This window comes from Pseudomonas trutticola BRTCR10, assembly GCF_056155105.1.
The window spans coordinates 535,468-549,594 of record NZ_CM149552.1 but is presented as its reverse complement, the minus strand read 5'-3'; the positions used below and the strand labels follow the sequence as shown (position 1 = coordinate 549,594).

Genomic DNA, 14,127 nt, shown 5'->3' with positions numbered 1-14,127 from the left:
TCTCACTTGCTTGACCGGTCTCTATGCCTATCCTGCGTTCCTTTTTCGCCGCGGCCCTGCTGGGCCTGAGTCTTACTGTCGGCCCGCTGTACGCCGCCGAACCACCGTCCAGCGACGCCGTGCAGGCCAGTCTGGACAAGCTTGCCGACAGCAAACTGCCGGATGCTGATAAAAAGCCCCTGCAAGCCGTTTTGCAGAACACGCTCAATCAGCTCAACAACCGGCGTGATTACGAGCAGAAACTCAGCGATCTGAAGCAGCAATTGGCGACCGCGCCAAAGCAGACCATCGAGAACAATCGCGAACTGACGCGGCTCAAGGCGAACGCGGTAGTGCCGGTGGCCCAGCGCTTTCCCAAAGAGTCGATCACGCAGCTGGAGCAGATTCTGACCGATCGTTCGACCCAGCAAAGCGATCTGCAAAAAGCCCTGGCCGACGCCAACAGTCTGATCATTACCGCGCAGACCCGGCCCGAGCGCGCCCAGGCGGAAATTTCCGCCAGTCAGACGCGCATCCAGCAAATCAACAACATCCTCAAGTCCGGCAAGGACGCGGGCAAGACCGTCAGCGCCGAGCAGCGAGACCTGCTGAACGCCGAGCTGGCCGCGCTGAACGCACTGATTCCGCTGCGCCGCCAGGAACTGGCCGGCAACAACCAGTTGCAGGATCTGGGCAACAGCCTGCATGACTTGCTCTCGGAGAAGTCCGACCGCCTCGACCGCGAGATCCAGGAGCTGCAAACGCTGATCAACCAGAAGCGTCTGGCGCAGTCTCAGGAAACCGTCACCCAGCAATCGATCGAAGCGCAAAAGGCCGGCAGCAGCAGCCTGCTTGCCATCGAAAGTACGGCCAACCTCAAGTTGTCGGACTATCTGCTCAAAAGCACCGACCGCCTCAACGAAGTCACTCAGCAGAATCTGCAGACCAAGCAGCAGCTCGACAGCTTGACCCAAAGCGATTCGGCCCTCGACGAGCAGATCAACGTGCTCAAGGGCAGCCTGCTGCTGTCGAAGATTCTTTATAAGCAGAAACAAGCCCTGCCGCGCCTCAAGGTCGACCGCGATCTGGCGGATCAGATCGCCGACATTCGCCTGTGGCAATTCGACGTCAGCCAGCAACGTGAACAACTGAGCAATCCGGCGGCCTATGTCGACAACCTGCTGTCCACCCAGCCACCGGAACAAGTCACACCGCAACTGCGCAAGAGCCTGCTCGAGCTGGCCAGCACCCGTGCCGACTTGCTGGAGCGTCTGAATCGCGAACTGAGCGCGATGCTCAATGAATCGATCACCCTGCAACTGAATCAGAAGCAGCTGCTGAGCACTGCGCAGAGCCTGCGCGCGACCCTCGACGAACAGATGTTCTGGATCCCCAGCAACAAGCCGCTGGACATCGAGTGGATGCGTGGCGTGCCGGAACGCCTGAAACGTCAGGTCGACACCCTGCCGCTGGCCTCAAGCCTGAGCGAGCTGACTGACGGCCTGACTCAGCGCCCGTTGCTGTTCCTGCCGCTGGCGCTGCTGATCGGTGCGTTGTTGTGGCGCCGCAAGGCTCTATATGCGCGGTTGAACAAGGTTCACCAGGACATCGGCCACTTCAAGCGTGACAGCCAGTGGCACACGCCGCAGGCCATTCTGATCAATATTCTGCTGGCCATGCCGGTGGCGCTCGGTCTGGCCTTGTGCGGTCTGGCCTTGCAGATCGACGCCCGTGGGCAGAACGCCAACATGGGCGCGGCGCTGCTGCAAATGGGTCAGGCGTGGCTGGTGTTCTACACCGCCTACCGGATTCTTGCGCCGGGCGGCGTGGCCGAACTGCACTTCCGTTGGGAGAAGCCGCAAGTCGAATTCCTGCAAGGCTGGATCCGTCGACTCGGGCTGGTGGTCATGGCGCTGGTCACCGTGGTGGCGGTGGCCGAACTGCAACCGGCGGCGCTGGCAGACGACGTGCTCGGCATGCCGGTCGTGCTGACCTGCTACGCCTTGATGGCGTGGTTGCTCAGCCGCCTGCTGATCAGCAGCCCGGCCCACGAAAACACCTCGCTGTTCCGCAAAGCCGTCGGCGTGATGTTCACCTTGCTGCCAATCGCCCTGTTCGTTGCGGTGTGCTTCGGCTACTACTACACCGCGCTGAAACTCAGCGACCGTCTGATCAATACCCTTTACCTGCTGATGTTCTGGCTGGTGATAGAAGCCACCTTCGTCCGTGGTCTGAGCGTCGCCGCACGACGCCTGGCCTACCAGCGCGCCCTGGCCAAACGCCAGGCGGCGAGAGAAGCCGGCGACGGCGAGGCAGTGATCGAAGAGCCGACGCTGGACATCGAAAAGGTCAACGAACAGTCCCTGCGCCTGATCCGTCTGGCCCTGCTCGGCGGCTTCATCGCGGCGTTGTACTGGGTATGGTCGGACCTGATCTCGGTGTTCTCGTACCTCGACAACATCACCCTCTACGAATACACCAGCGGCACCGGCGCCAACATGAGCATGGTGCCGATCAGCATCGGCGACATGCTCGGTGCATTGATCATCATCGGCATCACCTTCGCCCTGGCGCGCAACTTGCCGGGCCTGCTTGAAGTGTTTGTGCTGTCGAAGCTCAATCTGGCTCAGGGCAGCGCCTACGCGACCACAACGCTGCTGTCGTATGTGATCGCCGGCGTCGGTTTCGTCTCGACGCTGTCGACCCTCGGCGTCAGCTGGGACAAGTTGCAATGGCTGGTGGCGGCGCTGTCGGTGGGTCTCGGCTTCGGTATGCAGGAAATCTTCGCCAACTTCATCTCCGGCATCATGATCCTCTTCGAACGCCCGGTGCGGATCGGCGACACCATCACCATCGGCAACCTGTCGGGTACGGTGAGCAAGATCCGCATCCGCGCCACGACCATCACCGACTTTGACCGCAAAGACATCATTGTCCCGAACAAGACGTTCATCACCGGACAACTGATCAACTGGTCGCTGACCGACACCATCACCCGTGTGACGCTGAAACTCGGTGTCGATTACGGCTCCGATCTGGATCTGGTCAAGGAACTGCTGCTCAAGGCTGCCCGGGAAAATCCGCGCGTGCTCAAGGAACCCGAGCCGCACGTGTACTTCCTCAACTTCGGCGAAAGCACCCTCGACCACGAACTGCGCATGCACGTGCGTGACCTCGGCGACCGTAACCCGGTGATCGATGAAGTGAACCGCTTCATCAACCGCGAGTTCAAGAAGCAGCACATCAACATCTCGTTCCGCCAGATGGAGGTTTACCTGAAGAACCTGCATGGCCAGGAATACAAGTTGGTGCCCATCGAGCCGGAAGCCAAAACCATCGTCGCAGTGCCCGACGAGCAGAAGCCGCTGCAAGAACCGCCGCCGGCCAAACTCGACTAACCGGTCTATTCCCAGCAGAATGCTCGGACATTCTGCTGGAGCCGGCCCTTGAAAGCCCTCGACGAACTGACCTTCGACAATCGCTTCGCCCGCCTCGGTGATGCGTTCTGCGCCCACGTGCTGCCCGAGCCGATCGACAATCCGCGCCTGGTCGTCGCCAGCCCGGCGGCCCTGGCCTTGCTGGATCTCGATCCGGCGACCGCCCAAACCCAGGAGTTTGCCGAGCTGTTTGGCGGCCACAAACTGTGGGCCGATGCCGAGCCGCGGGCGATGGTCTATTCCGGGCATCAGTTCGGCGGCTATACGCCGCAACTGGGCGACGGACGTGGTCTGTTGCTGGGCGAGGTCTACAACCAGGCCGGCGAGCACTGGGACTTGCACCTCAAGGGCGCCGGGCAAACGCCGTTTTCGCGCATGGGCGACGGCCGTGCGGTGCTGCGTTCGTCGATCCGCGAATTCCTTGCCTCTGAAGCGCTGCATGCGCTGAACATTCCTTCGTCGCGTGCGGCTTGTGTGATCGGCTCCGACACGCCGGTCTGGCGGGAAAAGCAGGAACGTGCGGCGATGGTGCTGCGTCTGGCGCCGAGCCATATCCGCTTCGGCCACTTCGAATATTTCTACTACACCAAGCGTCCCGAGCAGCAAAAGCAGCTCGGCGAACACGTATTGGCGATGCACTATCCGCAATGCCTGGAGCAGCCGGAACCGTATCTGGCGATGTTCCGCGAGATCGTCGAGCGCAACGCCGAACTGATCGCCAAATGGCAGGCTTATGGTTTCTGCCACGGCGTGATGAACACCGACAACATGTCGATCCTCGGCATCACTTTCGACTTCGGCCCGTTCGCCTTCCTCGATGACTTCGACGCCAACTTCATCTGCAACCATTCGGATGATCAGGGTCGCTACTCGTTCAGCAATCAGGTGCCGGTCGGCCAGTGGAACCTCAGCGCCCTCGCGCAGGCGCTGACGCCGTTCATCAGCGTCGAAGCATTGCGCGAAACCCTCGGCCTGTACCTGCCGCTGTTCCAGGCGCATTACCTCGACCTGATGCGCCGTCGCTTCGGTTTCACCAGCGCCGAAGAGGACGACCAGACACTGCTGGAAAACCTCCTGCAACTGATGCAGAACAGTGGCGTCGACTACACGCTGTTTTTCCGCCGGCTCGGAGAGGACTCAGCAGAACAAGCCGTCGCCCTTTTGCGTGACGACTTCGTCGACATCAAAGGTTTCGATGCCTGGGGCGAGCGCTACGTGGCGCGGGTTGCCCGTGATGGCGCGGCTGATCAAACGCAACGTCGCGCGCGGATGCATGCGGTCAATCCGCTGTACATCCTGCGCAATTATCTGGCGCAAAAAGCCATTGATGCGGCTGAACAGGGCGACTACTCCGAGGTTCGCCGCCTGCACGCGGTGCTGAGCAAACCTTTCGAGGAGCAGCCGGGGATGGAAAGCTACGCCGAGCGGCCGCCGGAATGGGGCAAGCATCTGGAGATCAGTTGTTCGTCGTGAGGCAAGCGATGTGACACTGCCGGGCATTCTGGCTTCATAGAACACCGCCGCGTACGGGACAACGCGGCACTACAGGACAAGGACGTTGCAGTGCTCGGCTATCTTTCCGTTGGCATCACGCTGTTTCAAACGCTTTCAATGCTTATGTATGTCGGCGGCATCTGGGCATGTCAGTTCAGACTCAACGCCCTGCGCCGCGACGAACCTGCGCGGTGCGCGACGATCGAAGAGCACCGGCTGCTCGCCCTCTATTACCCCAAGGAAACATTCGAGCGCGATGTTCACCTGATCAGCGGCGCCTATCGAAAAACCGGCACCATGAAAGACTGGTCCGGCATGGACCGCATCGCTGAATTACCGGTAGTCCTGCCTGCACTCGCCCTGCCGTTTCTGAACAAGGAAGGCAACAACGAGGCCGAAATCATCTGCGGCAAAAAACGCGCTTATGTGATCCGCCTGAATGACGGCTACCACATCGAGGCGTTCGCCCAGCGTGTCGAAACCGACGAGCGGGCTGACGTTCAATGGACGTTCGGCATCCCGGGCCCATGTATCGGCGACGAAGAGACACTGATCCTGGGACAGCGCCCTGCCCGCAAGAAAGAGCGTCGACGCCTCGCGTATGAAATGAACACGCACATGCCCTGTCTGCGGCGCTTTTGGGGGTCCTGTGCGGTCGTGGCAAGCGTGCTGCTGTTCTGGGCGATGGCATTTGAGTGGCTGACAGCCAAGGAATGGTTTGTCCCTTTCTTCTTCGTGACCCTTGCGGGCTTCCTGCCCATGACGCTGGAGAAGCATCAGCCACGCAGCGTGGTCAATCTGATTCAAGGCGTTTATCGCCGGGTTCCTGAGGAGGGAATGACCATCGGTAAAAAACGTGTGGCCGTCGAACCACCGGTCCGGCTGCAGATTGAAAATCACATCAAGGAAGGCCAGACCGTTATTGCTCATATCGAGGTCGATGCGCAGAGAGGCTGGTATGACTGGCTGCTCAAGATCGAAGGTCTGCCCGACGCCTATGCCGACTGGCGGTATCAAGAACACGAAGCCTGGCTCGGCAACGCGGTGATGATGGGACTGTTCGCGACTTCCTGGCTGGTGGCGCACTTGTGCTACCCCGACGCGGATCGCAGCAACGCGCAGGCGTGGGTGGAATATGTCAGCGGTGGATTGTGCGTCGCCTACGGCGCCAATCTGGCCAGGCGTCTGTGGGAGCGCCGGCCCTTGTCGAACGGCGTGAGCGCCTCCTGATGGGCCAGTCAGAGTTCGAAATGCTCGCGGTTTTCGTCATCGTGGCGCTGCTCACCGGGCCGGCGGTGGTGGTTCTCTGGAAACTCGTGGCCCTGTCCTGGTCGACTCGCCGTTTCATCGCCAAGGCGCAACCCCTTCGTCAACTGAACGACGCGGAAAGGGCCGCGCTGGCGTTCATGGACAGTCGGGCGATCGGCTTCCTTCACCTGGTGGGGACGACCATTCTGCCCTTCCGTGAGCTGGAAACCGCGCAGGGCAAAGCCGCTGGGGTCTATCAGTTACGCGGGCCGTTGAAGATTTCCGGATATGGTTCGCAATGGGGCGGGGAAGTGCATTACGCGATTCAAAACGTCGAGGTGTTCATGGCAGTGGATCAACTGACGGATTTCACCCGCGAACAGAACATCGTCGAGGTGGTGTTCTGCAAGAACGTCGGCATCGTGCTGAGCTGCAACGATGGCTACTCGCTGGTCGATGCCAGCGCTGCGTGGAAGCAGCGCATCTTTGAGCCCGGAACACAGTAGCGCTCGCGAGGCCGCACCATCAGTCAGTTACGCAGTTTGCGCCTCGGCAGCAGGTCGCTCGCCCTGTTTGAACAGGACGAAATCGCGCTCTTCGCTATCCGTGGCGGCGCTCTTGAGGAGGAAGCCGATTACTAACCCACCGCCAAACAACACGCCCGTGAACCCGGAGAACGGCGGCTCGGCGAAGAACATGAAATAGAGCGTCGCAAGCATGCTGATCAGGAAGTACGGCCCCAGAATCAGCAACGCCAGCTTGCCGATACGGGTGGCAGTCTGCAGTTTTTTGTCCAGGACCTGACGGTCAGCCTCTTCGAGCAACAGATCCGAACTGCACTGATAACAGTTGATCGGCTGCAACCGAACCAGCTCGAAGGCCTGGTGATACGTCGGCTTGAGCGTATAGCTGCAATGCCCGCAACTCATGCTTGCGTCTTTGTAAGGCGTGGAATCGGTAGGCGCAGCGGCCTCTTGGGTGGTGCTCATGACAGTTAATTCCCTTTAGATGAAAGCGCGGCCGAAAAAGCCGCGCGACATGCTAGCAGAGTGCAACTGCCTTGGCCTTGTATGGCTCTGCAACGCCCTTCAGATAAATACATCTACCGGTAGCTTGAAGTGATCGGCCAGCCAGCGGATCTGGCGCAAGTTGAGCTGGCGCTTGCCGCTCAAAATTTCCGAAACGACTGACTGAGGGCCAACACCGGGCAAGTCACTCTGGGTCAAACCATGTTCGCGCATCAGATATCCCAGCACTTCGTAACCAGGTGGTTTGGGCATTGGGTGATGAGTGTGATCCCATTCCTCGATCCAGTCACCGATGATATCTACCAGGCTCATTAAAGGATGGGATTCGTCATCGCCGGTCATTTCGAGTAACTCGTCGAGTGCTTGGACCAGTCTGTCGTAATCGCTTTCGTTTTTCGGTTTGCGCAGCAATGGCGAGACGAACTCCCAGTGCTCGGCGGCTTTTTTGATCAGAACACTCATGCCTGCGCCTCCTTCCATTTACCGCGATCATATTCGCGATGATCCAGCACATACTTGATATACAACTTTTGTGGTCGGTATCTGACGTAGGCGATCAATCTCAGTTTATTACCGCCAATATCGAACACATGAAATTCACCCACTTTATCGATAGCCGGGAACAGCGCCTTCATGGCAGCAAAGTCCAACGGCTTGCTTCCTTTTGCCACTTCAAGCCAGTGATCCAGTGCGGTGGCCGCTTTCGGCCATTTATCTTTCGCTTCTCGTATCCGTTTTGCGGTGATGACATGCATGCAACATCCTTATCGCATTTTGCTATGGGGAGTTAATCACAGATCAGGATTATCGCAAGTTGCGATACTTCCAAGCAGACCAACGGACCTGCTCGGCGTGCTTCAGCCTAGGATCACCGCCGAACTCCGCACGATTGAAAATATGAGCAAACGTCTCCAACTAAGGGATATCAGCTCTTCACCGGACCACGCTCATGACCGACCCACTGCTTATCCCCTGCCCCTCCTGCAACGGCCTCAATCGCATTCCCGCCGAGCGCCTTGCTGACCAACCAAAATGCGGCCGCTGCAAATCCGCAGTGCTGCTGAACAAGCCGTTCGAACTCAAGCAAGGCGATTACGCCAGCCAGATCAAGGGCGATCTGCCGCTATTGGTGGATGTGTGGGCGGACTGGTGCGGGCCGTGCAAGTCGTTTGCACCGGTGTTCGAGCAGGCGGCTGGGCAGCTGGCGGGCAAGTGCCGACTGGCCAAGCTCGACAGTGAGGCGAATCAGCAGTTGTCGGCGCAGTTGGGGATTCGCTCGATTCCGAGTTTGATTCTGTTCAAGAACGGCCGGGAAGTGGCGCGGCAGAGTGGCGCGTTTCCGCTGCCGCAACTGATGGCGTGGCTGCGCAGCCAGGGTATCTGATACACCATAAATCCAATTGTAGGAGTGAGCCTGCTCGCGATGGCGCCCGGCCAGTCAACTCAGGTGTTGACTGACAGTACGCCATCGCGAGCAGGCTCACTCCTACAGGGGATCTGTGTAACTCAGGGATCAGTGATCTTCGAGCAAATTGTGCAGCTCGACGAACTGCTGGGTCAGCTTGTGCCGTGGGTCAAGGTGGATCAGCGGAATGCTGGCCTGATGCGACTCACGCATGCGCACCGAGCTGGTCAGATACACCGGCAACACCGGTAAACCCTCGGCAATCAACTCATCCAGAATCTGCTGCGGCAGGCTGGCCCGTGCCTGGAACTGGTTGACCACAATGCCTTCAACTTCCAGGCCTTCGTTGTGGTCTTCCTTCAATTCTTCGATTTCGGCCATCAAGCCGTACAAGGCCTGACGGGAAAAGCTGTCGCAATCGAAGGGGATCAGCACACGATCGGCAGCAATCAGCGCCGATACCGCGTAAAAATTCAAGGCTGGCGGCGTATCGAGGTAAATACGGTCGTATTCGCCATCGAGCTCATCGAGCAACTTACGCAGTTTGTTGATCTTGTGCTTGGCCTCAAGCTTGGGCTGCAAGTCAGCGAGTTCGGCGGTGGCGGTGATGATGTGGAGGTTATCGAACGGAGTTTCGTAGATATCGGCCTGATTTTTCTTCGAGAACGGCCCGGAAGACAGGGTCTGCTTGAAAAAGTCGGCAATGCCCATCGGGATATCGTTGCCGGTGAGCCCGGTCAGATACTGAGTGGAGTTGGCCTGGGCATCGAGGTCCACCAACAGCGTGCGATAACCCTCGCTCGCGCTGACCGCCGCCAGATTGCAGGCAATGCTGGATTTGCCTACGCCACCTTTCTGATTGAACACCACGCGCCGCATGACCAAACCTCCGTGTATCAAAGAATGACCGAGTGTAGATGCGCGCGACCTCGCTTCGCTACCTCCACGGACACGGACTACAGGGTCAGGTGCAAATATCCCCGTGGAGACCGAGTAAAAACCGTCATGAATCGCCGAGATTCCCGACAGACAAGCCGGCCGCAATCTGGATAATGGCCAAGTGACAGTTCTGCGGCGAACCAGTCGGTACATTTCGTTGCACAAAATGTAACCAGCATTTGCTACACACTCGTCGCACCGGGATAATGCGCGCCACCCGGCGCCAAGCGCTATGTCAGGCCCGCTGCGGCTTTGGCGACTCAATGCGTCAATACTAAGCCCGCAGGGGCGGGATAAATGTCCGTGATCAACTTCAACATCGCCCAATGGCGCGCGTGGGCCCCGGGGCTCGACAGCGTGGACGCCTGGCAGGCCTGGAGCCGACAGCCGGTCGTGCTCCAGAGCAGTGATGCCGCGCCCGATGTGTCGTTTTTGCCGGCCATGCAACGGCGTCGCCTCAGCCGACTGGCCCGGATGGCGTTCAGTGTGGGCTGGCCACTGGCAGACGGACGGGAAAACCTGCCGCTGGTGTTTGTCTCGCGGCACGGCGAAACCCCGCGCACCTACGACATTCTCAGTGATCTGGCCAGGGACGAACCGCTGTCGCCAACCCAGTTCAGCCTCTCGGTGCACAACGCAATCATTGGCCTGTGGTCGATCATGCGCGGCGAAACCGCCGAAATGACCGCACTCGCCGCTGCGGGCGACGGCCTCGAACACGGCATGCTCGAAGCCGCCGCCCTGCTCAATGAGGGCGCTGCGGCGGTACTGCTGATCATCACCGAAGAACAACCGCCCGAAGCCTATTCGAAGTGGATCGACGACGTGCCGTTTCCTTATGCGCTGGGTCTGCTGCTGACCCCCGGTACCGACTGGCGGCTGACCTTGAACAGCACCACCGAAGCACTGTCCAAAGCGCACTGGCCCCACGCGCTCAATCTGCTGCGCACCCTGCTAGGCCAGCAAACCCTTTGCCAACATGCCTGGAAAAATCGTGTATGGACCTGGCAACGCAGCCCGTGATCGCGAAGCACCGCGACGCCTACTACTGGCGTCTACTGGCCACCGCTGCAAGCTTCGCCCTGTTCGGGCTCGGCGGGCTGTGCCTGCGTTTAGTGGTTTTCCCGCTGCTCGGCTGTCTGCCGGGCGATGCCATCAAGCACCGCCAGCGCGCCCGGCAAACGGTCAGTCGGCTGTTCTGGTTTTTCGTGCGTTTCATGGCCCGCACCGGCGTGCTCACCTACGACATTCAGGGCGCCGAGCGCCTCGGTCGTCCAGGGCAGATGATCATTGCCAACCACCCCTCGCTGATCGACGTGGTGTTTCTGATCGGACTGGTGCGCAACGCCAATTGCGTAGTGAAGAAAAGCCTGTGGGAAAACCCCTTCACCCGTGGCCCGCTGCGCAGCACCGAATACATCAGCAACGACGGCAGCATGGACATGCTCGATGCCGCCGCCGAGTCGCTGCAAAACGGCCAGACCCTGATCATTTTCCCCGAAGGCACGCGTACTCAGCCGGGGCAGGCACCGGCCTTTCATCGGGGGGCCGCAGCGATTGCCCTGCGAGGTGCGAAAATCCTCACGCCGGTGATCATCAAGGTCAGCCCGACCACGCTGACCAAAGCCGAGCCGTGGTATCGGATTCCCAATCGCCGTGTGCACTTCAGTTTTCGGGTCGGGGCCGATATAGACCCACAGACATTTGCCGCGCAAGGGCCAGCTCCGCAAGCCTCGCGCAAGCTCAACGATTATTTGCACTCTTACTTTATTAAGGAGCTCGCCGAAGATGAGCGATCTGCACCGTGAAATAAAAGGCCTGATCATCGACGCCCTCGGCCTCGAAGACATCAGCGTCGACGACATCGGCGACGACCAGACGCTGTTCGGTGAGGGCTTGGGCCTGGATTCCGTCGACGCGCTGGAACTGGGTCTGGCGATCCAGAAAAAATACGGCATCAAGATCGACGCCGATGCCAAAGACACCCGCAACCATTTCACCAACGTGGCCAGCCTTGCGGCGTTCGTCACGGCAAAACAGGCAGCTTGAGACCGGACCATGCAAACTCGTGACGACATTTTCAACACCCTGCGCGATGCCCTGGTCGAGCTGTTCGAACTGGATCCGGCCCGTGTGAGCCTGGAATCCAATCTGTATCAGGATCTGGAAATCGACAGCATCGACGCGGTCGATCTGATCGATCACATCAAGCGCCAGACCGGCAAGAAAATCGCCGCCGAAGAATTCAAATCGGTGCGCACCGTGGGTGACGTGGTCGAGGCGGTCTACCGTCTGGTTCAACCGGCCGCATGAGCCGTCTGATCGGCCTCGGCCTGCTGCTGGCCGGTCTGCTGTACCCCTTTGCGGTGTATTTCGGCATGGAGCATTTCGCCCCGTGGCAGTTCGGCCTGCTGCTGGGCAGCCTGTGGCTGGCGCGGGCCCTGACCGGTGAACGCAAACCCGGCAGCCTGTGGATGGCCTGCGTGGCCATCGGCTTCTGCCTGTTGTTGGCAGTGTTCGACAGCCCGCTGTTGCTGCGTTGGTATCCGGTATTGATCAGCGGCTTCATGCTCGTGCTGTTCAGCCTCAGCCTGAAATACGGCCCGCCGATGGTCGAACGTCTGGCCCGGCTGCGTGAACCGCAGTTGCCGGCCAACGCGATTGTCTACACCCGCAAGGTCACGGTGGCCTGGAGCGTGTTTTTCTTCTGCAACGGTTTGTGCGCCGCCCTGCTGACACTGTGGGCGCCGCTGAATTGGTGGATGTTGTACACCGGCCTGATCTCCTACGGATTGATCGGCCTGATGTTTGCCATTGAATGGCTGATACGACAACGGGTAAGAGGCCGTACATGAACTGGATAAAACTTGAGCAGTTGTTGCTCAAGGCCTTGCCGGCGCGGGCGATCAGCCACGCGCCGGCTCTCGATCACACGAATCTGTGCGAACAGGCGCTGTCTGTTGCCGCCGGCCTGCAAGCCCAGGGTGTGCGACGTCTGGCGTTGCATCTGGAAGATGCCGCCGAACTGGCCATCGCTCTACTCGGCGCGTGGCGCGCAGGCGTCAGCGTGTTGCTGCCTTCGGATCTGCAAGTACAAACCCGTCAGCGCTGGTCGGGCGAAGTCGATCTGTGGCTGACCGATCTACCGGGTGACAGCTGTTTAACTAACCTTCAGCAGGCGCCATTGCCCGGCGCCGAACTGGACCTCGACAAGTGCCGTTTGAGCCTGTGCACCTCCGGCTCCAGCGGTGAACCCAAACGTATCGACAAGACTCTGCGCCAACTGGCCAACGAGGTCGAAGCGCTGGAGCAGCTATGGGGCGCGGATCTCGGTGAGGCGTGCATCATCGGCAGCGTCGCCACTCAACACATCTACGGATTGCTGTTTCGCGTGCTGTGGCCGCTGTGTGCCGGGCGGACATTCGTGCGCAAGCAACTGGCCTTCCCCGAGGATATGCAGCGCGCCAGCCGCGAGCATGCGGCCTTCGCCTGGGTCGCGAGCCCGGCGCTGCTCAAGCGCATGGGCGACAACCTCGACTGGCCGGCCCTCAGCGCCGTGCGGCGAGTGTTCTCCTCGGGCGGCGCACTGCCAGCCGACGCGGCGCAGAGCCTGCATCAACGCCTGCAACAGTGGCCGACGGAAATCCTCGGCAGCTCGGAAACCGGCGGCATTGCCTGGCGACAGGGTGAAGCCCTGTGGCAGCCATTCGCCGGTGTCGAACTGAGTCAGGACAACGACGGCGCGCTGCTGATCGCCTCACCGTATCTGCCGACGGGCCATGTCGAACACACCGCCGACGCTGCGCGCATCGCCGCCGATGGTCGTTTCGAACTGCTCGGACGGCTGGACCGGATCGTCAAACTCGAAGAAAAACGTATTTCCCTGCCGATGCTCGAGCAAGCGCTGGTCAGCCATGAATGGGTCGCCGAAGCACGACTGGGCGTGGTCCAGGAAAACCGTGCCTCCCTCGGCGCATTGCTGGTGCTCAGCGAAACGGGCCTGTTTGCCTTGCGCGAACACGGCCGCCGCAGCCTGACCGAAACGTTGCGTCAGCATCTGCGCGAGCATTGCGAAGCCCTCGCCCTGCCCCGTCGCTGGCGTCTGCTGCGACAAATGCCGTTGAACAGCCAGGGCAAACTGCCTCAGGCCGACGTCGAGGCGCTGCTTGTCGCACCACGGCCGAAAGCCCCCGAAGTACTGGAGCAAATCGAAACCGAGGGCGAATGGAGCCTGCAACTAAGCGTGCCGCCGGACCTGGCCTACTTCAGCGGCCACTTCCCCAAAGCCCCGGTGTTGCCCGGCGTGGTCCAGGTCGAATGGGCATTGGACCTCGGTCGGCAATTACTCAACTTGACCGGCCCGTTTGCCGGCATGGAAGTGCTGAAATTTCAGCAACTGGTGCGCCCCGGCGATGAAATCCAGTTGCACCTGCGCTTCGATCCCGAGCGCAGCAAGCTGTATTTCGCCTACCGCAACGACACCGCGACCTGCTCCAGCGGCCGAATCCTTCTGGGGACTGGCGATGCATAACCTGTGGCGAGGGAGCTTGCTCCCGCTCGAGTGCGAAGCGCTCGCCAGCAATTTTGAGTCGACTGC

15 protein-coding genes are annotated in these 14,127 nt (G+C 60.1%); 11 read left to right on the top strand and 4 right to left on the bottom strand.

The genetic code is table 11. The features are described 5' to 3' along the window. Positions 1-23: 23 nt before the first annotated feature. The 4 genes from mscK to ACVVH8_RS02400 all read left to right on the top strand — a co-directional run bounded on the left by mscK (position 24) and on the right by ACVVH8_RS02400 (position 6,664). Positions 24-3,377: a mechanosensitive channel MscK gene (gene mscK, locus ACVVH8_RS02415; RefSeq protein ID WP_103305401.1), complete on the top strand. Its 3,354-nt coding sequence runs from the start codon at positions 24-26 to the stop codon at positions 3,375-3,377. Positions 3,378-3,425: 48 nt separating this feature from the next. Continuing rightward, positions 3,426-4,889 carry a protein adenylyltransferase SelO gene (gene selO / locus ACVVH8_RS02410; RefSeq protein WP_475228304.1) on the top strand — a complete coding sequence of 488 codons (1,464 nt, stop codon included), beginning with the start codon at positions 3,426-3,428 and terminating at the stop codon, positions 4,887-4,889. 90 nt (positions 4,890-4,979) lie between these two features. Continuing rightward, on the top strand, positions 4,980-6,140 hold the full coding sequence (locus ACVVH8_RS02405) for a hypothetical protein (RefSeq protein ID WP_475228302.1): 1,161 nt from the start codon (positions 4,980-4,982) through the stop codon (positions 6,138-6,140). Further along, complete coding sequence (locus tag ACVVH8_RS02400; RefSeq protein WP_213027326.1) at positions 6,140-6,664, top strand: hypothetical protein; 525 nt, start codon at positions 6,140-6,142, stop codon at positions 6,662-6,664. Before ACVVH8_RS02405 ends, ACVVH8_RS02400 begins: the two co-directional genes overlap by 1 nt. A gap of 27 nt (positions 6,665-6,691) precedes the next feature. On the opposite strand, the gene ACVVH8_RS02395 is transcribed toward ACVVH8_RS02400, so the two are convergent. The 3 genes from ACVVH8_RS02395 to ACVVH8_RS02385 all read right to left on the bottom strand — a co-directional run bounded on the left by ACVVH8_RS02395 (position 6,692) and on the right by ACVVH8_RS02385 (position 7,941). Next, the gene (locus tag ACVVH8_RS02395) at positions 6,692-7,147 is read right to left on the bottom strand and encodes a hypothetical protein (RefSeq protein ID WP_103305405.1); all 456 of its coding nucleotides are present in this window, start codon (positions 7,145-7,147) and stop codon (positions 6,692-6,694) included. 99 nt (positions 7,148-7,246) lie between these two features. Next, positions 7,247-7,648 carry a helix-turn-helix domain-containing protein gene (locus ACVVH8_RS02390; protein WP_103305406.1) on the bottom strand — a complete coding sequence of 134 codons (402 nt, stop codon included), beginning with the start codon at positions 7,646-7,648 and terminating at the stop codon, positions 7,247-7,249. Continuing rightward, positions 7,645-7,941, bottom strand: a complete 297-nt coding sequence (locus tag ACVVH8_RS02385) for a type II toxin-antitoxin system HigB family toxin (protein WP_475228300.1) — start codon at positions 7,939-7,941, stop codon at positions 7,645-7,647. The genes ACVVH8_RS02390 and ACVVH8_RS02385 overlap by 4 nt, the downstream gene beginning before the upstream one ends. A 194-nt stretch (positions 7,942-8,135) precedes the next feature. Between ACVVH8_RS02385 and trxC the strand changes: the two genes are divergently transcribed. Next, complete coding sequence (gene trxC / locus ACVVH8_RS02380; RefSeq protein WP_475228298.1) at positions 8,136-8,570, top strand: thioredoxin TrxC; 435 nt, start codon at positions 8,136-8,138, stop codon at positions 8,568-8,570. A 129-nt stretch (positions 8,571-8,699) separates the two neighbouring features. On the opposite strand, the gene ACVVH8_RS02375 is transcribed toward trxC, so the two are convergent. Continuing rightward, entirely contained in the window at positions 8,700-9,470 is a 771-nt protein-coding gene (locus tag ACVVH8_RS02375) for a ParA family protein (protein ID WP_103305409.1), read from the bottom strand. A gap of 357 nt (positions 9,471-9,827) precedes the next feature. On the opposite strand from ACVVH8_RS02375, the gene ACVVH8_RS02370 reads away from it, so the two are divergent. Genes ACVVH8_RS02370 through ACVVH8_RS02345 form a run of 6 tightly spaced genes read left to right on the top strand, consistent with a single transcriptional unit; the run spans position 9,828 to position 14,061 of the window. Further along, complete coding sequence (locus ACVVH8_RS02370; RefSeq protein ID WP_213027324.1) at positions 9,828-10,553, top strand: beta-ketoacyl synthase chain length factor; 726 nt, start codon at positions 9,828-9,830, stop codon at positions 10,551-10,553. After that, the gene (locus tag ACVVH8_RS02365) at positions 10,529-11,338 is read left to right on the top strand and encodes a lysophospholipid acyltransferase family protein (RefSeq protein WP_103305411.1); all 810 of its coding nucleotides are present in this window, start codon (positions 10,529-10,531) and stop codon (positions 11,336-11,338) included. The genes ACVVH8_RS02370 and ACVVH8_RS02365 overlap by 25 nt, the downstream gene beginning before the upstream one ends. After that, entirely contained in the window at positions 11,319-11,579 is a 261-nt protein-coding gene (locus ACVVH8_RS02360; RefSeq protein ID WP_103305412.1) for a phosphopantetheine-binding protein, read from the top strand. Before ACVVH8_RS02365 ends, ACVVH8_RS02360 begins: the two co-directional genes overlap by 20 nt. A 9-nt stretch (positions 11,580-11,588) precedes the next feature. Beyond that, positions 11,589-11,843 (top strand): acyl carrier protein, encoded by a 255-nt coding sequence (locus ACVVH8_RS02355; protein WP_007909503.1) that lies wholly within the window; start codon positions 11,589-11,591, stop codon positions 11,841-11,843. Then, positions 11,840-12,385 (top strand): COG4648 family protein, encoded by a 546-nt coding sequence (locus tag ACVVH8_RS02350; protein WP_103305413.1) that lies wholly within the window; start codon positions 11,840-11,842, stop codon positions 12,383-12,385. The genes ACVVH8_RS02355 and ACVVH8_RS02350 overlap by 4 nt, the downstream gene beginning before the upstream one ends. Continuing rightward, positions 12,382-14,061: an ApeI family dehydratase gene (locus ACVVH8_RS02345; protein ID WP_475228296.1), complete on the top strand. Its 1,680-nt coding sequence runs from the start codon at positions 12,382-12,384 to the stop codon at positions 14,059-14,061. Before ACVVH8_RS02350 ends, ACVVH8_RS02345 begins: the two co-directional genes overlap by 4 nt. The last annotated feature ends 66 nt before the right edge of the window (positions 14,062-14,127 follow it).